The following is an 18,910-nucleotide window of genomic DNA, read 5'->3' as shown; positions in this document are numbered from 1 at the left end:
AGGTCGAGAGTTCAAATCTCTCCGGCAGCACCATTCTTCTCTATAATCGACCGTTTCACCGATTTACGTCATGCGCATTGCCTTCCTGTTGCGCGTTCTGTGAAATCTGATTTTAAAAAATCACTGAATTTTAGAACAATTTACAACTCTGCCGTGAGCCCTCTCTAACGCGCAGACTTTTCTGAGGGCAAGCAATCGCACTTATCAACGGTAATCCATCGATAATCCAAAGCGGTCGCGAAACAAACAAACTCACCCGAACACATAAATATCAGTTCAATGAAATAAAATTCCACGTTCTTGAGCTGAGCTCTACATGCCTTTGCGGCACTGTGCCTGAGATGCAACGTGCCACAATTCGACCAAATTTCATCTTGGAGTTGGTTTACATGTGGCGGGAGTCCTGCGACGTTTCTGTGGTCTTGGGGGCGTATTGGGGTAGTTTTCCAACCAACCGTTTTGCGGATCGGGGAAGAGGGTATGCCTCCCAAGCACACTTGCATGAGCTCTCGCGCAAGTGTCCGCTGATATTCATTTTGTTGGAGTTTCAGGAGGTAAAAATGGATCAGGCAGTCATCGACGCAGATGTCCCGACAGCAGCACACGGAAAGTTTTCCGAAGCAGAGTTACAGATGCTTCGCTACCAACTTGAGGAAGCAGAGTTCGCCAAACTCATTCGATTGGTATCCAGTCTTCCATCAGAGAAATGGGATCAAGCGATCAAGGCCCTCTCCGCTCTGTAGGTGTCATAGATGATCCACCTTGGGGGCAACTCAGCGCCTCCGAGGAGGTTATTGCATGCCTCATTGCGAAAAAAGAAAGCTCAGACCATCGTGGCTGAGTTTGCCTCGCCAATGATGCTGTTTCCGTCCCAGTTCTTTTTGTGTCCGCGGATTTCACGCGGTGCCGGACCGAAATAACCTGCTGTTTTCACAAAGTCTCTTGGCTGAAGAATAATCGATGCAATGCGTTGATAGAGCGCTTTGGCAGAAATCGGCTTACACAGCAACTCGTGGATGCCCAGCTTTCTGGCTTCGATAATACGGCTGCGTTCGGTATGGGCCGTGACCATAATAATCGGGATATAAGCGTACGGATTATTCTGGGTACGGATCATGCGTACCATGTCTGCCCCGTCGAGAATTGGCATAACCCAGTCGAGAATCAGGATATCCGGATTAGCGCGATCCATCGCTTCCAGACCAGACGCTCCGTCTTCCGCTTCGACGATTTTCCGGGCTCCAAACCCTTGAAGCATTGTACGCAGAATTGTGCGCATATAAGCGCTGTCTTCAACCACCAAAAACGATAAGGATGAGAGGTCTATACTCACGCAGTCATGCCCCGGTCACTTGACGTAACCCAATTAAATTAGAACAGAAATTCAGTTATTAGTTACAAGGTGTGGCAGAGAACAAAACAAATTGCAAGACTGCCCAATTATAGTTCTATGTCAAAGACTATGTCTGCGATATATATAGGCTGATATGCGTTAGGTGAAAAAATCCTTTGATAAATCCGCAATTCCATGGACCGCGTCAATGTGTCCTTCGACAGGGATAAGGATTATCGCTAAGTTTAGGCTAACTCTAAAGTATCGCCGAATAATACCGCCGCAATATAAGGGGCAAAAAATGGACTACCAAAATATCTTCAATGAGGCGATTGCTTCTTTGAAGGATGAAAAACGGTACCGCGTATTTGCTAATCTCGAACGCATTGCAGGGCGTCACCCACACGCACTGTGGCGTAAAGAAAATCAAAACCTCCGTGAAATCGTCATTTGGTGTTCAAACGACTACCTGGGGATGGGCCAACACCCTAAAGTTATTGATGCCATGACAGAAACCGTTCAGCGCATGGGAGCTGGCGCAGGCGGTACGCGTAACATCTCGGGCACGAACTACCCTCTGGTACAGCTTGAAGAAGAACTCGCAGACCTCCACGGAAAAGAAGGCGCCCTCGTTTTCTCAAGTGGTTTTGTTTCCAACGAAGCGTCCATTTCGACAATTGCAAAGTTGCTTCCTGATTGCCTGATCCTGTCTGACCAGCTGAACCACGCTTCCATGATTGCGGGTGTTCGCGGCGCAGGGACTTCTAAGAAAGTATGGCGTCATAATGACCTTGAGCACCTTGAAGACCTGCTCAAGTCTGCTGGAAACGACCGCGCAAAGCTGATCGTGTTTGAATCCGTGTACTCCATGGATGGCGATATCGCACCGATCGAGCGCATTTGTGACCTTGCCGACAAGTACAATGCGATGACCTATATCGACGAAGTGCATGCTGTTGGCATGTACGGTCCGCGCGGCGCAGGTATTGCTGAACGTGACGCCGTCATGGATCGCATCGACATTATTGAAGGTACACTGGCGAAAGCATTCGGTGTGATGGGCGGTTATATCACTGCTTCTCAGACTATCATTGATGCGGTTCGCTCCTATGCTCCAGGCTTCATCTTTACCACTGCTATTCCACCAGGACTTGCTGCGGCAGCAACAGCTTCCATCAAGCACCTGAAGGAATCCGGTGTAGAGCGCGAAGGTCAGCAGCGTCAGGCACAGCGCACAAAAGATGTACTGAAAGCAGCAGGCCTCCCTGTGATGCCTTCTGACACACACATCATTCCAGTGCTGGTTGCTGATCCTGATCTGTGTAAGCAGGCAACCGATCTGCTGTTGGATAAGCATGGCATCTACATTCAGCCAATCAACTACCCAACAGTTCCACGCGGCACTGAGCGTCTGCGCATCACTCCGGGCCCAGTCCACAACGATGCCCTGATTGATCATCTGCGCGATGCTCTGGTGGATGTTTGGCAGACTCTTGAGTTGCCATTCACCGATGCTCCAGCGGAAGAAGATCTGGATGCTGCGCAAGGCCAGGCTGTTTATCAGTTTGCTGGCGGTTAAACGCCACCTCAATTCATTGTAAAAGGCCGGCAAATTTGCTGGCCTTTTTTGTTGCTTATAAAGCTGCAAAGAAAAAGGCTTGAAGCGGGTCGCTTACAAGCCTCTCATTTCATATTTCATTTCGCTAAATACAGCTCGTGACGCTGAGGTCCCTACTCAGGAAACCTTGCGTTTTGCAGCTTCTATCGGTGTACTGTTTTCCTGCAAATCACCATCATCCAGTATACGCCATTTCGGCCCTTCCATATCATCATACTGACCAGAGCGAAGGGACCATAAAAACGCTACCAAACCTGCGCCACCAAGAAACAACGCAATCGGAATGAGGTAGATTAAGACTTCCATAGTTCTGTTCAGGCCTCCGGATTAGGCTGAGTAGATGAGCCTGCGAGCATTCTCAGGCGTACAGCGTTGAGCGTCACAATAATGGAAGAACCCGACATAGCCAAGGCTGCAACAAGAGGTGTGACAAAACCTAGCACTGCAAACGGCACTGCAATCAAGTTATAGACAACAGAAATGGCGAGATTTTGGTTCATCACCCAGCGCGCTTTCTTCGAGATTGTCAGTGCGCTCATAACGGGCGCAAGGTTATCTCCCAGGAAGACTGCATCTGCGGCTGCCTGACTGACGTGAACTGCTGAAACGGGCGAGATGGATACATTTGCTGCCGCGAGCGAGGGGGCATCATTGAGGCCATCACCAACCATCAGAACCTTCTTGCCTTGTGCTTTCAGTTTTTCGATATGGTCGATCTTGTCTTGAGGCTTCATAGCAGCTTGCCAACTTTCAACACTAAGCATCTGCGCTGCGTGTTCGACTGCACCTTTATGGTCACCACTGAGAATTTCAATTGTGTAGCCCGCAGTTTTGAGCTTCTGGATCGTTTCAGTTGCCCCTTCCCTCATAAACTGGCCAACGGGAAGCAATTGTGCAGGCTTGTCTCCAGATTGGAAAGCGACAAAGGAGGCATCCGGTTGCTGCGTTTTTGCTTGTTCGAGCTGCTCATCAGAAACACCGCAAAATGCGGGAGAGCCTAGCTTCGCACACATTCCATCGACGACAGCTTCCACCCCTTTGCCCGCACTCTCTTTTGCATCTGGCAGTGCTTGTTGTGCGCCGGTTGCTCTTGCGATGGCCTGAGACAATGGATGTGAAGAAGACAGAGCAAGACGACCAGCCAGCTCCAGTTGGTCTGCTGAAAGGTCATGTTTTTCTGAGAGTGAGGTTTCTGGAAGTGTCAGTGTGCCAGTTTTGTCAAACACGATGGTATCAACTGTCGCCAGACGCTCAATCGCATCACCAGCATTCAGCAGAACTCTCTCGTTAAAGAACAAACCACTTGCAACAACTTGAACTGCGGGTATCGCCAGTCCCAGAGCACAAGGACATGTGATGATGAGTACAGAGATCGCGATGACCAAAGCTGGTTGCCATGCCATACCAAGCATGATCCAGCCCACGAGCGTCAGAAGCGCAGCGGCGTGCACGACGGGCGCGTAAAGCTGTGAGGCGCGATCTGCGATATGAACGTACTTGGAACGACCTTCCATGGCCGTTTCCAGAAGTCGGTTCACTTCATCAAGCAATGTGCCTTTGGCTGCAGCTGTTACCTCAATCTCCAACACGCCGTAGGTGTTCATCGTACCTGCGTAGACAAGGTCCCCTTCCCCAACGGGCTGCAAGAGGGTTTCACCTGTCACCAAACTCTGATCGACTTCTGATATGCCCGTCGAGATTTTGCCATCAACGGAAATGCGTTCACCGGCTCTGACCAAAACGCGATCACCGACGGATAACTTTGACAGAGGTACATCGAGTGCACTGCCGTCCTCTTGTATCTTTGCAGCGCTCTCAGCTTTCAAAGTCGCGAGGTTTTCAGCAAAAGAACGCGTTTTTCTGCGCATGAGATGATCGCAATAACGCCCGACAAGCAGGAAGAACAGCAGCATCACCGCGCTATCAAAATAAGCGTGTTCGGCTTCCTGAACAGTTTGCCACATGGACAGACCAGTTGCGAGCAACACACCGATCGTGATCGGCACGTCCATGTTCAAACGACCTGTTTTCACTGCCATATAGGCACTGCGGAAGAAAATGCGGCCAGAGTAAACGACGGTCGGCAATGCAATGAGTGCAGAAATCCAGTGGAAGAACGACCGGGTCTCTGGATCGATATCCGATGCGTTACCAGACCAGATTGAGATGGATAGCAGCATGATATTCATTGCTGCAAAGCCAGAAATAGCCAGCGCCCGCAAGATCTCTTTGCCGACGACATCGCCACGCGACTTCACCTGCGCAGGATCAAAAGGATACGCTTTATAGCCCAGCCTTTGGAGAAGATCGACAATAGGAGATGGGTTGGTCTTTTCGCCATCCCAGTCAACTGAGAGGCGATGGGATGATAGGTTCACGCGCGCTTTTTCTACGCCATCCAACTTCTGGAGGCCGCGCTCAATTTCGTACATACATGCAGCACACGTAATACCGTCGACGGCAAGGTCCATATGAGCCTTGCCATCGTCGGTGTTTGTTACGAATGCAGCCCAATCCCTTTCAGGCGCAGACATGCTATTACCGCCTTACTCAGCGAAGAAGATCTTGTTTTTGGAACGGAAAATCGGAAGCGTCTTGTCGCTTCGATCCGCGATTTCTACGACCACGTTCCAGTTGCCAGCGCCAATGCCAGATGCATTGGCTACATATTCACCCGCGGAGCGCTCAGACAAGATAAGATCCTGATCAGCTGCTGTGATTGTTGGGCGATGTAGTTTAACGGTTACCATTTCACCGGTGATCGGAGCACCGGCTTTATCTTTTGCCAAAACGCGCACATGAGCAGAACCGTCGCCATTGCGTTCAATGGCAGCATTTACGCTCCAGTTAAGAGCGGCTTGAGCATTCGCATTGGCGATTTCTTTGTTGTATCGCTGGCTTACCTTATAGGAGCTATCGACTTCCAGTCCTGGGAAGGTGTCAATTGCGATATAGACCATAACAGCATTCATTGCAGCGATAGCGCCGAAGAACGCAATGAGGCTGAACAGAACCGTGCGGCCGGTAATCTGCCGAGGTTTACGCGGAGACTTGTGGTCTACAGCCATTGTCATATCCTAGCTCCTTTTTGGCGGCTCATAAGATGGGGGGTGAGCTTCGCCTTTTTGATCGTTTAAGTGATAAGGGGCGTACCCCTTATCACGCAAGTTGAATTAGGTGCTTTTACAGCCTGTGACGCCTACTTGCCGGGTGCCCGGAAGAAGTCGCTGATCACTGTTGTTTCACCAGTCTCTGTGTCCACCAGCTTAAAGCTCATAGGCAGAGAACTTGGCATTTCGACACCAGCTGGAGAGAACACGAGTGCTCGTACAGAACGGGTCGTGTCAGCATCTACCGACAAACTCAGTTGAGTATCCTTTGTCACGTCATCCGCATTCTTGTGAATGCCCACAACTTCAAGGGTCGCCCCTTTAGGCATGTCCTCAACACTCAGCGTAAAGGACTGCTCGTTGTTGTGTTTGTTCAGCAGGCGAAGCGAGTAGCCGTTTCTGAAGGACCCGTCACTTTGTTGAACGTAGAGCGGGTTCCGGTCATGAACGACAGACAGATCCGTCATGGAACGGTTGAGCTGTGCGTACAACATCACACCCGCAATCAACGCAATGATTGCTGTATAGACAACAGTACGAGGACGGATCAGACGATAAACTGATGCCTCACCTCTTTCGCGGCGCTCAATGTTGTCGTCCGTGTCATACGCGATCAGACCCGTTGGCTTGCCAACCTTAGTCATGATCGAGTCACAGGCGTCGATGCACAAGCCACACTGGATACAATCGAGCTGCGCGCCTTTACGAATATCGACACCTGTCGGACATGCATAGAAACACTGGTTACAGTCGATACAGTCACCCGCAGGCAAGCCATCTGCGATGCGTTTTTTGCTCTCTTTCAAGTGACCGCGAGGTTCACCACGGTCATAACGATAGGTTACGTTTAGAGCGTGCTCGTCAGTGAGAGCTGCCTGAATACGTGGCCAAGGACACATATACACACAGACCTGCTCACGCATGTGACCAGCCAGCGAGTAGGTGGTGAACGTCAGGATTCCAATCCAGACGTAAGCAGAGAATGCAGCTTGCCCTGTTGCAAGATCATATACAAGGGTTGGTGCATCCGCGAAGTAAAGAACCCACGCCCCTCCGGTCCACCAGGCAATCATTAGCCAAAGAAAATGTTTTGTTCCCTTTTTGAGAATTTTTTCTGCATTCCAAGGCTGTTTGTCCAGCGTAATCCGTTTGCGGCGATCGCCTTCAATCATGCTTTCTACGCGAAAGAACAGGTCTGTCCAAACTGTCTGCGGGCAAAGATAACCGCACCATAGGCGACCTGCGATCGCGTTCATCAAAAACAGAGCTACCGATGCAATGATGAGCAAACCGGCAAGGTAGTAGACTTCCTGCGGCCAAATTTCGAGAAAGAAGAAGTAACCTCTTTTTCTCTCAAAATCGACGAGAACAGCCTGATCAGAGAGCAAAGGCCCTCTGTCCCAACGAATGAAGGGAGTAAAGTAATAAATTCCAAGGGTAATAAAAAGGATTGCCCATTTGATTTTCCGAAAACGGCCTTTTACCTCCATGGGGTAAACTTTAGCCGCTGACGCGAACCAGGCTTCGTCCTCTTCTTTATCGATGGGTTCAACTTGGCTAGACATAATGTCTTCCTCAGTTGGCGATGTGCTTTGTGCAAGTGAAGCGAGGGCACTTACGCGTCCTCGCTTATGTCGTCATCTCAAAAATATTCAGAGATCTTATTGACCGCCACCGAGAGAGTGAACGTACACAGCCAGTGATTTAACTGTGGTCTCACCCAGACGGTCGATCCATGCAGGCATCACACCGTGACGTGGTGCATTCACCTGCGCGATGATGTCTTCTACAGACTTGCCATAGAGATAGGTTGGTGCTGTCAGGTTCGGAGAACCTGTTTCCAAGTCGCCCTTGGCGTTTTCCATATGGCAGGCAGCACAGTTCTCTTCATAGATCACTTTGCCCGCTTCCAGATCAACGCCTTCTTGCGTTGGCAGACCAGCTACAGAACCGACATAGTTTGCAACCTGAATAATCTCTTCTTTTTCAAGCAGCTCATCACGACCGAATGCAGGCATTTCCGCATACCGGGTTTCGTCATGCTCTGCACGAACACCATAAGAGATAGTGGTTGACAGGGTGTCCAAATCGCCACCCCAGATCCAGCTGTCGTCCTGAAGGTTTGGATAGCCCTCAAAGCCTGTCGCACCAGTTCCATGACAAGGTGCACAGTTGTCACCAAATGCCACTTCACCCTGAGCCATAGCAAACTCGAGCAGTGCCGGAGTATCACGAATTTCTTCGAGAGACGCTTCAAGAAGCATCGTGCCGATTTCTGCTCGTTCTGCAGCCGCTTTATCAAAATTCTCTGTTGCTACTGCACGCTGGCTGTAATCCAGAAGACCCTTTGTATAACCGTTGACCAGCGGCCAGCTTGGCATGAGGATCCAGTAGATTACAGACCATACGATGGACCCGTAGAACATGTAGAGCCACCACTTAGGAAGCGGGTTATTGAGCTCTTTCAGGCCATCCCATTCGTGACCAGTGGTTTCGATACCCGTTACCTGGTCGATTTCCTTTTTGTGCTCAGCCATTAGTCATCCTCCCGAAGCGGGATCTGTGAAGCATCGTTAAAGCGCTCCCCATTGCTTGGCCAGCAAGCGTAAAGAACTACACCTGCAAAGATTGCCATGAAATAGAGCAGGCCACCAGTTTGCGCGAAGTGTGCGAGAGCGGTGTACGTCGCGTCCATCATCTTCTCCTTAACGCAAGTTGGCTTTTTCGTCATAGAGGCTAAAGTCTACGAGCGTGCCAAGCATCTGCAGGTAAGCTACAAGTGCATCCATCTCCGTGATTGCATCTGGATTTCCGTCGAAATCCCGAACTACGACATTACGGTACTTGCCCTCTGGATAACGTTCCAAGAAACCTTCCGCAGCATCACTATCCGGCATTGCCTGCGCCATCATGTCCGCATTTGCATTTGCAATCTGTTCGTCAGTGTAAGGCACGCCGTAAAGCGCATTTACCTTAAGATTATTTTCGATTTCGATCTTTATCGGAGAGAGCTTGGCATCCATCAGGAATGGGTAACCAGGCATTACAGAAGTCGGAGATACTGAACGTGGGTCAATCAGGTGGTCTCTCTGCCATTCGTCAGAGTACTTACCACCCACACGAGCGAGGTCAGGACCAGTACGCTTAGAACCCCACTGGAATGGGCGATCATACATAGATTCCGCAGCCAGTGAGTAGTTGCCATAACGCTGCAGTTCGTCACGCATTGGACGGATCTGCTGTGAGTGACATGCATAACAGCCTTCACGCACATAGATGTTACGTCCAACAAGCTCAAGCGGCGTATAAGGGCGCATACCCTCAGTTTTTTCGATCGTGCTCTTTAAGTAGAAGAGAGGCACGATTTCTACGAGACCGCCGATTGAGATCATGATGATGATGCCAACAATCAGGATCAGCGAGTTTTTCTCGAAGATTTGGTGTTTTTTCCAAGCAGACATTCGTGATCTCCCGATTATTCCGCTGGCGTCAGAGCAGCTTGACCTGCACCTTCGCTCTCAACTGCTTCACCGGCACGAACTGTCATTACGAGGTTGTAAACCATGACGAGAGCACCTGCGAGGAAGAGCAGACCGCCGAATGCGCGCATGACATAGAACGGGTACATCGCATCAACCGTTTCGATGAAGGAGTACTCAAGGAAGCCGAGGCTGTCGTAAGCACGCCACATCAGACCCTGCATAATGCCGGATACCCACATTGAGCAGATGTAGAACACGATTCCCAATGTTGAGACCCAGAAGTGCCAGTTAACCAAGCGCAAAGAATACAATGACTTATTGTAAAGCCAAGGAACCAGGCAATACAGAGCACCGAAGGAGATGTAACCAACCCAGCCGAGTGCGCCAGCGTGTACGTGACCAATCGTCCAGTCGGTGTAGTGCGACAGGCCGTTCACAGCGCGGATGGACATCAGAGGTCCTTCGAAGGTCGCCATGCCGTAGAATGCAACGGAAACAACCATCATACGCAGGACAGGATCTGTCCGCAGTTTGTCCCAAGCACCTGACAGGGTCATCAGGCCGTTGATCATACCACCCCAGGATGGCATCCAGAGGATGATGGAGAAGGTCATACCGAGCGTGCCCGCCCACTGAGGCAGAGACGTGTAGTGCAAGTGGTGAGGACCAGCCCAGATGTAAAGGAAGATCAGAGCCCAAAAGTGCACGATTGACAGACGGTAAGAATACACCGGACGCTCAGCACGCTTTGGAATAAAGTAATACATGATTGCCAGGAAACCAGCAGTCAGGAAGAAGCCAACAGCGTTATGGCCATACCACCACTGCACCATCGCATCTTGAACGCCACCCCAAACAATATAGGATTTAGTGGAGTAGATGCTGACAGGAATAGCCGCATTGTTGAACAAATGCAGAACTGCAATTGTCACGATAAACGCGAGGTAGAACCAGTTTGCTACGTAAATGTGAGCTTCTTTGCGGCGCCAGATTGGCCCCAAGAATGTCAACAGGTAAGCCACCCACACAATAGTTAGCAGCAAATCTGCGTACCATTCTGGTTCGGCGTATTCTTTACTCTGTGTAACACCAAGCAGGTAGCCTGTACCTGCAACAACGATAAACAGATTATAACCCAGAACAACGAACCAAGGCGAAATCGCACCCATCAAGCGGGCCTGACACGTGCGCTGCACAACGTAGAACGATGTTGCAATCAACACGTTTCCGCCAAATGCGAAAATCACGGCTGAAGTATGGAGAGGACGGAGACGCCCAAAATTGGTCCAAGGCAGATCAAAGTTCAACGCTGGGAATGCCAATTGCGAAGCGATAATCACGCCGACTGAAAAGCCTGCGATACCCCAAAAAACAGAAGCCCAAGTCGCAAATTTTACGGGCCCCATATTATAGTTCGGTTTGCCGTTAATCTCTAACGGTGCCGGATTGTTGTTTCCGTCGAAGTATCGGCGAAAAATAAAGAAGATACCCGCCAGTGATGCTAATGCAATCAAAGCGGTATGAAATGCCAAGACCTGATCCCAGGTTTTCCCTGCAATGATCAGACAGAAAATCGCTGCTACCAAAAGAAGTACGGTGTAACCGCCTTCTTCAAGTGACAGATATCTGACTTTCCGCTCACCCATGATGTTCGCCCCATATAAAGTAAACAAGTTCGTCCAGATAGGACTACCTGAGCGTAGTTCTATGGGTGGCAAATTGCCCCGCCCTTGATACATGTCAAAAAGAACTCGAACAAAAAAAATAAAATTACTCTAATTCGCAACTACACCCCCCATTATTGGGTTTTCGTCATATATTACATAATTTTAGGGTAAGATGCGTTGTTTTGGCGCAGCTTGAAGTGAGTTTCACTGGTTCCTGAAAAAATTAGCGTAATTTGATAGGTGAAGTGGCGACGGCACGTATACATGGAACCATGATTAGTTAGATAAGTTCTCGTATCCATCCCGCAGCGCACCAAACTCTCGCGGCAAAACTCGACCTAGGTCGCAACCGAGTTTTCCGTGGGATCTGTTTTCTGTGCGGAGATTGGCCCCAGCACGTATCTGGTTACGACCGGCATGAATGCTAAAAGCCCCATAAAACGAGCTAACTGGTGCGTGGCAACGAACACCGGATCAATGTCCAGCAGGATCGATATAAGAAGCATTGCTTCCATACCTCCGGGAGCAAAGGCCAGAAAAACCTTATCGAATGAGATGTCCAGAGCCCAAGACGTCACCAGCGCTCCTGTTAGCGCAACTGACAGACTGATCGCAAACACCACAAGAGACGTGCCAAGCATGGGCTTTAAGGTGCTGCTGTCCATCTTCCCAATATAAAGGCCTACATTGGTTCCCAGGATTACGTAGCAAGGTATGGCAAGCCGAGCAGGCAAAGTAAACTCTAAAATCCCCGTTGAGTTAAGGGCAGCACTGGCAAAGAATGCTCCGGTGAGCAGTCCAGCAGGTGCCTTCAGCCTTAAGGCCAGCACTGCAAAGATCGCGCAGACCAGAAGAGCAGCTATGAGTTCAACTGCAACCGTTGGACTGAACGCCACTTCGGCATCTTTAGTTATAACGTCGGCTGCCCCATTTGAATCGACCATATTTGTGACAATCAAAGGCAGAACAGCAATCAAAAGGAAGAGGCGCACGAGCTGGACAATCATAATTCGGTCCATGGGCGCTCCCCTCTCAAGGGCGAGCGCAGTCGTCATTCCCAGTACGCCCGGCAAACCTGCGAAGAATGCCTCATCCCTACCCCATTTGCATTTCTTGTAAGCGTAAAGGTAGACCGCTGAGGTGATGCCGCCGACAACAGCACCCAGTGCTAACATCGACAAAGGCCACAAAGAGGCCCCCTCCCAGAAATCTGGAGAGACTGCAGTCCCCATTGCAGCGCCGATAAATATGGAATTTATAGAGGTTAGTTGCTTGGGAAATGTGAAATCCTGATTAGCGATCAAAGGCAGAGAAAGAGATTTCGCCAGAACCAAGACAACCATAGGCCCTGCCAGAAAACCAGCAGGAAGAGAAAGCAGTTCAAAGACAGCAGCTCCTGCCCCTCCAAGCGCAAGAACTCCAACTAAACTCAGAATGTCTTTTCCGCTCACGGCTTTACCTCCTCATGTCGTCACGACACAAGAAGTACAAATCGCAATTCATATGATCAATCTTGATAGAACCAATCAATATATAATTTCAACCAGAGAGTTTAGAACTGTTCGCAAACAGCCACGAATTGCTTGAAGGGACTTGAGTTTTTTAAAAACTCGGTGTTGTTGACAGGGATCAAAGTTCAATTAGTCCATTTGCGTATGGTAGCGTCATGACCGATCTAGAGCAAAAATATGCGTCCTTGAACGTACCCCGTTATACCTCCTATCCCACAGCCCCTCACTTCAGTGAAGCTGTGACGCCGTCTCTCTATGGTGACTGGCTGGAGAGTATTCCTCATGACACTCCTTTGTCGCTTTATCTGCATGTGCCGTTTTGTCAGGAAATGTGCCATTACTGCGGATGTAACACCAAGGCGACACGCAAGATGGCGCCGGTGCTTGCGTATGTGGAGTTGATGCTCAAAGAGATCGACCTTGTGCTAAAGCGCCTTGGTACAGGCCGTCTGGTGCACCACATCCATTGGGGTGGTGGCACACCAAGCCTCGTTCCGCGCGAAGCCTTTTTGAAGATTGTCGAAAAGCTGAAGGACAACTTCGTTTTCTCCGAGGACATTGAGCACGCGATCGAGCTCGATCCGAGAACCGTTGGTGATTATCTGGCCGAGACACTTAAGATGGCTGGCATCACACGGACCAGCTTGGGCGTTCAGGACTTTGATGAAGACGTTCAGAAACAGATTGGCCGCATTCAGCCCTACAAAACAGTGATGAAGGCTGTTACCGCTCTTCGTAATGTTGGATTGAACGATATCAACTTTGACTTGATGTACGGGTTGCCGGGACAATCTGAGCAGACAATTCGCGAGACAGTTGAGTACACCAAAGAACTTGCGCCGGGCCGTGTTGCTCTGTTCGGTTACGCGCACGTGCCTTGGTTCAAGAAGCACCAGCAGTTGATCAAGGAAGAGAACCTGCCGGGCGCGAACGAGCGTATCCGCCTTTCTGACGTTTCTCGCGATGCTCTTGTCGATGCAGGCTATGAAGTGATCGGTCTTGACCACTTTGCTCTGCCAACGGATGAGATGGCAATCGCTTTGAAGGAAGGCCGCCTACGCCGGAACTTCCAAGGTTACACCACCGACACAGCTGATACCTTGATCGGCTTCGGTTGCAGCTCCATCGGCTTCTTGCCACAGGGCTATGTGCAAACGACACCATCAGCTCGCGAATGGGAGCGTATGGTTGTTGATGATGTACTGCCGATCAAGAAAGGCATTGCCGTTGATCAGGTTGATCTGTGTCGTGCTGAAATCATCATGCAGCTAATGACCTACTATGAGGTCGATTACGCAGCCACTGCAGAAAAGCACGGATTGCCAGTTAGTGAGTTTGACAGCATTCCAGCTGACATGCAGGATATGATCGATGATGGCGTTGCGACCCTTGAGGGAACGGTTGTTACGGTGACTGATGCAGGCCGACGCTATGTTCGCGTCGTGGCAGCGGCGTTTGATACTTACCTTGCAACTCAGCAAGCACGGCACTCTGTCGCGGTTTAATCCCGATCGGATCCAAAGATGAAAGAAGCGGCCTTTATGGGTCGCTTTTCTTTTATCCGGACAACAAAAAAGGCGCTGAGTTTTCAGCGCCAGTTTCATTCATGTACTGCGGATGCCTTAGTCGGACAACTTCAATCTTACAGTGAGCTTCTTAGTGCATGCCAGTCAGCTGACAGATGCCACAGATGTTGGTGATGTGGATGCTGTCCTGCTTTTCAACCTTGATCAGACCGCGACGCTTCAACTGAGAAATCACGCGACTTACGGTTTCAATGGTCAGACCTAGATAGTCGGCAATTTCCTGACGGGTCATGGACAGAGCAACAGTCTTGGTATCTGGTCGACCCTCTTCATTCGGGCCTGAGCAGCCGTGTCCACCACGATTTGGCACCAAGCTCATCAGGAAGGTAGAAACGCGCTCTAGTGCGGATTTACGGCCCAGCAGAACTGTATGTTCGTGAAGGATCTCCATCTGGGAGAGCAAGCAACGATTTACATAATGCTGCATCATCGGAGAAGTAGAGATCTCGCGGCTTTCAAAAACCTGCAGCTCAACTTCGGTCAGCGCTTCAGCTGTGCAGTCAAAGAAGTCACGGTTGGAGAAACCGAGCATATCGCCTTCACGCAGAATATAGACCACTTGGCGACGACCATCCGGAAGCAGCTTGTAGAGCATCATAACCCCACGCACGACTTCATAGAGGCGCTCTGCCTTATCACCTTCATAGAAAAGCACGTCATGCGCAGACAAACGCTGCTTACGACCAAGATGCTTTCCCGCGGCTTCTGGTTGCTTGAAGTTTTCCTGACAACCGTTGAATGGTGCCTGGCCATCAAGGTCGCTAAGCTTTGTCAATGTGGCCGATACCATAATCCCTCCTCGCGGACATCTCCGCAAACATCGTGCCTGGGCAAGTAGCGAGAACTATTCGTCTATTCTCTAAATGCCTCTTGGCCATGGCAAACATCCGTCATTGTTTGCCTGACCTGTTGATGCAGATTTACTGATTAGAATGCAACGTCAAAATACGCATTAAAACTTATGGAGCAGGTTCATATCTCAGTAATTTGATCTGAAACAATCGAATTTTTGCGTTAGATCAAGTTTATACGTACACCAATAAATCCTGTTCTTTCAATGGCTTACGAACAACAGGCGTTGTGGTGATTTTTGGTAAATCGCGCGTGATCTTCCAGAGAGGCTGGCCGCTGATTGCGACAATTTGTGGCGCCTCATCCAAAGCAGCAACCTTCTCAATCAGATCAGATCCTGCCAATCCGGGAAGATGCAGATCAACAAAGACAGTGTCATCTATACGAGGTGAAGCATCTGAGAGAAACGATTCTCCATCTGCAAAAGCGGTGCATGAGAGTTCGAGACTCTCAAACATCCTAGCAATTGCATCTCGCACAGATACATCATCTTCGACAATATAGATCACAACAAACCCCAGCGTTGTTCTCGTAGCTCATGAGACAAAGCACAAAGGTGCAGCACTTTGTCTCACCAGTCACCATAACCAAGCGCCGGGGTCTTGTAATGCGTAGTAACACTCGGGAATAACAAGATTGGCCGAAAGTATAGCCAGTCATTCCCTATGAAGTTGCGCTACATCAAGCAGCTGGTGGCTCACCCGTGAGGACGATACGGACGAGATCCGCAGCATTACGTGCACCAAGTTTTTCCATGATGCGCGCGCGATGAACTTCAACAGTACGTGGAGAGATCTTGAGGTTTCTACCAGCTTCCTTGTTGGAGGAACCGGCAGTGATCTCAGTCAACACCTGACGTTCGCGTGGCGTTAAAGTTTCTGCGCCTGGGAATGTCAGCGTATTTGCACCACTCGCCTGAGCGTTTCTGGAAACAGCTTCACGCACACGGGAGATGATGGATTCAACGTCAAATGGCTTTTCAATGAAGTCGTAAGCGCCAGATTTGATCGCTTCAACAGCCATTGGGATATCGCCCTGACCGGAAATGATAAAGATTGGTGCAGGGAAATTCTCACCATTCAGGCTTTTCAGAATATCAATGCCTGAGCGTCCTGGCATATGAACGTCAAGAAGAACACAGTTCGGTGTTTCTTCTTCTACCCCACCAAGAAACTCTTCAGCATTCGCAAAGGATTTTACGCGAAACCCTTCTGTTTCAAACAGCAGAGAAAGCGCGTCGCGAACCGCTGGGTCATCGTCAACAATATGGATCACAGACGGCATGGTCATGATTGCTCAGGTCCTTATTCTTGTTGTTCTAAGCAACAGCTTCAGCTTAGCTCGTTGCTTTTGAGTTTACCGGGAGCCTCAAAGTGAAGGTTGCACCTTTACCTTCCTCATATGGCTCTACAAGTAAATCGCCACCATGGTTTTGGGCTATACTCCGAGAAATCGCAAGTCCAATACCTAAACCGCGCCGCTTTGTCCCAGTAAAGGCCTTGAAAAGGTGCGACACTGCTTCCTCATCCAGCCCTGGTCCGGTGTCCATAACCTTAACAAACACATTGTCATCGTCGCGTTCGACAGAAACAACTACTTGCTTAACAGGTTGATCCTTTACGGCTTCGCCTGCATTTCGGATCAAGTTTACAAGAATCTGTTGTATTTGTACGGAGTCCAACTCAAGCTGGTAGTTATAGTCCACGAAAGTAGAGATGAACTCGACATCATCCGCTTCGTGCCCTACCCGAACAAGCTCAAGGCAATCATCAATGAGTGTTGCAAGGCCGGTTCCGATGCATTGCGGAGCCTGTCGTTCGACAAAGTTACGCATCCGCTGGATGATCTGACCAGCACGTTCAGCTTCCACCACAGCCTTATCCATCAGGCTGATCATGGGATCATCTGGCTGATCGGCAGCTCTTGCACGGCGCGCTGCCGTTTGCAGATAGAGCATCAGAGCCGTGAGTGGCTGATTAACTTCGTGAGCAATCGCTGCGCCCATTTCGTCCAACGCGTTCACGCGGGTCATCGTCACCAGGTTAGATTGCAGCACACGAAGGCGTTCTTCATATTCCTTGGTTGCCCTAAGATCTTTCAGGACGCCAATGAACTGATGACCGCTTTCTGTCTGAGCTTCGCCAACGGACAGTTCTATTGGAATTTCGGTTCCGTCTTTATGGCGACCGACAACTTCGCGGCCAATGCCGACAACTTTCGGGTCTCCGGATTTCAGATAGTTCCGAATGAACTGGTCATGCTGCTTAGCAATGGCGCTCGGCATCAATGTGTTGACATTCTTGCCAACGACTTCGGCGCTCTTATAGCCAAACATGTTCTCGCAAGCACGGTTATAGATCAGGATAGTTCCGTTATCATCTATGACGATGATGCCATTAACGGCTGTATCCAGAACACTGTGCAAGCATGAAGAGGAGACCATAGTAGTTTCCTAGTTGTTGTAGGCGTACCCGTACGCTTATCTAAACGGGTATCAGATGGGTATTTTGACTAATCAGCTATCCCATGGCCTGAGCTAGGTCAATCACCTAGCCTGCGACTGATTTAACGATTAATTTCCGCTAATTCATTGATATATTATGTAGGAGACAAGCGTTCTCTAAACCTGAGCGTGTAAGTTTGAAGTGTGAAGACATTGAAAGCGAGGCTGATCCCCGGCTGGATAATGCATTTACTTATTGTAAAACCCAGAGAACCCTTAGGTTAGTTTATATATAATATTATTTTACAAGTTTCGGGTCGCAACGCAAAATCATTGCGTAATTTGGAATAAGACTAAGTAGAGCAAACCAAAAGTAGTAAGCGTGTTCACCTATACGGCGCGTATATGTCGCAGGATATATCATACTCTGAGCCCAGGTTTTCCACCGAAGCACAACGTTTCTGGCTCTTTTCGTCCGGTATTGAAGTCTCCTCCTTGAGTCGCGTGCGGCAATTGAAATTTTATTTCGCCACTCACAAATCGGGGTCAGGAGATCGGGTCTGATGGTTTTGTGCCAGTTCTGTAAGTGCTTTGAAGTTGGCACGTATTGAAAACTCATGCTGCAGTTGCAAAAGGTTCAAGCGCAATCCGTTGAGAAGCAACAGCTCATCATGACCATGCAGGCGTTTGTGAACCGGTAAGCTACAAAAGATCTTCGAGACTTGTGTAGCCGCAATGTCTACAACACTGCGGGCTGGCACTAAAGCATCCGTGCGCATTTTGGTTGACATGTTCTGAGCTAATGCATTCCATTCCTGCGCCGAACAAACGGAAGCGTCCTGATGTTCGACCAGGATTTCCTTAAGCAGTTGCCCGATCATGCCAGCAAGATCCTGCGGGTCCATTCTCGTTTTTTGCCGCAACACAATGAGAGCCATTTCGCCGACGAGCTCAACAGTGATGGAGAAGGAGCTCCAGCGGGAGGCTTCCAGAGCCTGCTGAAAATCTTCCTCGCCAAGCAATGCATTCCAATGGACTCCAGCCCGAGAGCGGGAATATTCCTGCACATTCTTATAAGTCAGATACGCCGCACTGCGCCCAAGATACACCTTCAGCTTAACAAGGGTATCCAAGTCAGATCTATAAAAGAAGAAAGCATAGATGCGCTTCAGCCAGCTTGGACTGTCGAGAGATACATTCTCGATGTTTTCAAAGGCACCCAGCAGGTTCTCTTTGGTGGAATTGCGCTGCTGTCCCAACTTATAGCCTTTCGTCGTGGTCGGAAAAATCTACAGTTACAAAGACGCA

General features: G+C 49.6%; 18 protein-coding genes. 3 read left to right on the top strand and 15 right to left on the bottom strand.

Annotated elements, in window-relative coordinates; genetic code table 11:
* The first annotated feature begins 560 nt into the window (after positions 1–560).
* On the top strand, positions 561–743 hold the full coding sequence (locus tag PsWM33_RS22915) for a hypothetical protein (RefSeq protein ID WP_057464977.1): 183 nt from the start codon (positions 561–563) through the stop codon (positions 741–743).
* An 80-nt stretch (positions 744–823) separates the two neighbouring features.
* Here PsWM33_RS22915 and PsWM33_RS22910 read toward each other — a convergent pair whose 3' ends face one another.
* A complete protein-coding gene (locus PsWM33_RS22910) occupies positions 824–1,333 on the bottom strand; it encodes a response regulator (protein ID WP_082597066.1) in 510 nt (169 codons plus the stop codon).
* A 301-nt stretch (positions 1,334–1,634) separates the two neighbouring features.
* Here PsWM33_RS22910 and hemA point away from each other — a divergent pair, with 301 nt between their 5' ends.
* Complete coding sequence (gene hemA, locus PsWM33_RS22905; protein ID WP_057464975.1) at positions 1,635–2,912, top strand: 5-aminolevulinate synthase; 1,278 nt, start codon at positions 1,635–1,637, stop codon at positions 2,910–2,912.
* 156 nt (positions 2,913–3,068) lie between these two features.
* Here the strand turns inward: hemA and ccoS are convergent, their stop codons facing one another.
* The 9 genes from ccoS to PsWM33_RS22860 form a co-directional block, all read right to left on the bottom strand.
* Positions 3,069–3,257 (bottom strand): cbb3-type cytochrome oxidase assembly protein CcoS, encoded by a 189-nt coding sequence (gene ccoS / locus PsWM33_RS22900; protein ID WP_063301747.1) that lies wholly within the window; start codon positions 3,255–3,257, stop codon positions 3,069–3,071.
* A gap of 8 nt (positions 3,258–3,265) precedes the next feature.
* Entirely contained in the window at positions 3,266–5,485 is a 2,220-nt protein-coding gene (locus tag PsWM33_RS22895; protein WP_063301746.1) for a cation-translocating P-type ATPase, read from the bottom strand.
* 12 nt (positions 5,486–5,497) lie between these two features.
* Complete coding sequence (locus tag PsWM33_RS22890; protein ID WP_063295661.1) at positions 5,498–6,025, bottom strand: FixH family protein; 528 nt, start codon at positions 6,023–6,025, stop codon at positions 5,498–5,500.
* A 125-nt stretch (positions 6,026–6,150) separates the two neighbouring features.
* Positions 6,151–7,551, bottom strand: coding sequence for a cytochrome c oxidase accessory protein CcoG (gene ccoG / locus PsWM33_RS22885; RefSeq protein WP_063295745.1), 1,401 nt, complete (start codon positions 7,549–7,551; stop codon positions 6,151–6,153).
* 171 nt (positions 7,552–7,722) lie between these two features.
* The gene (gene ccoP, locus PsWM33_RS22880; RefSeq protein ID WP_063295660.1) at positions 7,723–8,598 is read right to left on the bottom strand and encodes a cytochrome-c oxidase, cbb3-type subunit III; all 876 of its coding nucleotides are present in this window, start codon (positions 8,596–8,598) and stop codon (positions 7,723–7,725) included.
* Complete coding sequence (locus PsWM33_RS22875) at positions 8,598–8,756, bottom strand: cbb3-type cytochrome c oxidase subunit 3 (RefSeq protein ID WP_057464970.1); 159 nt, start codon at positions 8,754–8,756, stop codon at positions 8,598–8,600. The genes ccoP and PsWM33_RS22875 overlap by 1 nt, the downstream gene beginning before the upstream one ends.
* Before the next feature lie 10 nt (positions 8,757–8,766).
* Positions 8,767–9,522: a cytochrome-c oxidase, cbb3-type subunit II gene (ccoO, locus tag PsWM33_RS22870; RefSeq protein ID WP_063295659.1), complete on the bottom strand. Its 756-nt coding sequence runs from the start codon at positions 9,520–9,522 to the stop codon at positions 8,767–8,769.
* 14 nt (positions 9,523–9,536) lie between these two features.
* Positions 9,537–11,189, bottom strand: coding sequence for a cytochrome-c oxidase, cbb3-type subunit I (gene ccoN, locus PsWM33_RS22865; RefSeq protein ID WP_063295658.1), 1,653 nt, complete (start codon positions 11,187–11,189; stop codon positions 9,537–9,539).
* Positions 11,190–11,548: 359 nt separating this feature from the next.
* Positions 11,549–12,661: an AbrB family transcriptional regulator gene (locus PsWM33_RS22860; protein WP_063301745.1), complete on the bottom strand. Its 1,113-nt coding sequence runs from the start codon at positions 12,659–12,661 to the stop codon at positions 11,549–11,551.
* Positions 12,662–12,876: 215 nt separating this feature from the next.
* Between PsWM33_RS22860 and hemN the strand changes: the two genes are divergently transcribed.
* The gene (gene hemN / locus PsWM33_RS22855) at positions 12,877–14,226 is read left to right on the top strand and encodes an oxygen-independent coproporphyrinogen III oxidase (protein WP_063295656.1); all 1,350 of its coding nucleotides are present in this window, start codon (positions 12,877–12,879) and stop codon (positions 14,224–14,226) included.
* A gap of 151 nt (positions 14,227–14,377) precedes the next feature.
* On the opposite strand, the gene PsWM33_RS22850 is transcribed toward hemN, so the two are convergent.
* From PsWM33_RS22850 to PsWM33_RS22830, 5 genes are all read right to left on the bottom strand, one after another.
* On the bottom strand, positions 14,378–15,097 hold the full coding sequence (locus tag PsWM33_RS22850; protein ID WP_063287338.1) for a Crp/Fnr family transcriptional regulator: 720 nt from the start codon (positions 15,095–15,097) through the stop codon (positions 14,378–14,380).
* A gap of 235 nt (positions 15,098–15,332) precedes the next feature.
* Positions 15,333–15,668 carry a response regulator gene (locus PsWM33_RS22845; protein WP_063295744.1) on the bottom strand — a complete coding sequence of 112 codons (336 nt, stop codon included), beginning with the start codon at positions 15,666–15,668 and terminating at the stop codon, positions 15,333–15,335.
* Between the two features lie 172 nt (positions 15,669–15,840).
* Positions 15,841–16,443 carry a response regulator transcription factor gene (locus PsWM33_RS22840; RefSeq protein ID WP_181952038.1) on the bottom strand — a complete coding sequence of 201 codons (603 nt, stop codon included), beginning with the start codon at positions 16,441–16,443 and terminating at the stop codon, positions 15,841–15,843.
* A 52-nt stretch (positions 16,444–16,495) separates the two neighbouring features.
* Positions 16,496–17,602 carry a two-component system sensor histidine kinase NtrB gene (locus PsWM33_RS22835; protein WP_063295655.1) on the bottom strand — a complete coding sequence of 369 codons (1,107 nt, stop codon included), beginning with the start codon at positions 17,600–17,602 and terminating at the stop codon, positions 16,496–16,498.
* 533 nt (positions 17,603–18,135) lie between these two features.
* A complete protein-coding gene (locus PsWM33_RS22830; protein ID WP_063301744.1) occupies positions 18,136–18,861 on the bottom strand; it encodes a hypothetical protein in 726 nt (241 codons plus the stop codon).
* Positions 18,862–18,910 lie beyond the last annotated feature (49 nt).

It is taken from the genome of Pseudovibrio sp. WM33 (assembly GCF_001623165.1).
Taxonomy (GTDB): domain Bacteria; phylum Pseudomonadota; class Alphaproteobacteria; order Rhizobiales; family Stappiaceae; genus Pseudovibrio.
This window is presented reverse-complemented; position numbering and strand designations above follow the sequence as displayed.

Bases quoted from the DNA above. Each gene is read 5' to 3' on its own strand.
- hemN (WP_063295656.1), top strand. From the start codon at position 12,877: ATGACCGATCTAGAGCAAAAATATGCGTCCTTGAACGTACCCCGTTAT.
- PsWM33_RS22835 (WP_063295655.1), bottom strand. From the start codon at position 17,602: ATGGTCTCCTCTTCATGCTTGCACAGTGTTCTGGATACAGCCGTTAAT.
- ccoN (WP_063295658.1), bottom strand. From the start codon at position 11,189: ATGGGTGAGCGGAAAGTCAGATATCTGTCACTTGAAGAAGGCGGTTAC.
- PsWM33_RS22875 (WP_057464970.1), bottom strand. From the start codon at position 8,756: ATGGACGCGACGTACACCGCTCTCGCACACTTCGCGCAAACTGGTGGC.
- PsWM33_RS22850 (WP_063287338.1), bottom strand. From the start codon at position 15,097: ATGGTATCGGCCACATTGACAAAGCTTAGCGACCTTGATGGCCAGGCA.
- ccoP (WP_063295660.1), bottom strand. From the start codon at position 8,598: ATGGCTGAGCACAAAAAGGAAATCGACCAGGTAACGGGTATCGAAACC.
- hemA (WP_057464975.1), top strand. From the start codon at position 1,635: ATGGACTACCAAAATATCTTCAATGAGGCGATTGCTTCTTTGAAGGAT.
- PsWM33_RS22915 (WP_057464977.1), top strand. From the start codon at position 561: ATGGATCAGGCAGTCATCGACGCAGATGTCCCGACAGCAGCACACGGA.
- PsWM33_RS22890 (WP_063295661.1), bottom strand. From the start codon at position 6,025: ATGACAATGGCTGTAGACCACAAGTCTCCGCGTAAACCTCGGCAGATT.
- ccoS (WP_063301747.1), bottom strand. From the start codon at position 3,257: ATGGAAGTCTTAATCTACCTCATTCCGATTGCGTTGTTTCTTGGTGGC.
- ccoO (WP_063295659.1), bottom strand. From the start codon at position 9,522: ATGTCTGCTTGGAAAAAACACCAAATCTTCGAGAAAAACTCGCTGATC.
- ccoG (WP_063295745.1), bottom strand. From the start codon at position 7,551: ATGGAGGTAAAAGGCCGTTTTCGGAAAATCAAATGGGCAATCCTTTTT.
- PsWM33_RS22895 (WP_063301746.1), bottom strand. From the start codon at position 5,485: ATGTCTGCGCCTGAAAGGGATTGGGCTGCATTCGTAACAAACACCGAC.
- PsWM33_RS22840 (WP_181952038.1), bottom strand. From the start codon at position 16,443: ATGCCGTCTGTGATCCATATTGTTGACGATGACCCAGCGGTTCGCGAC.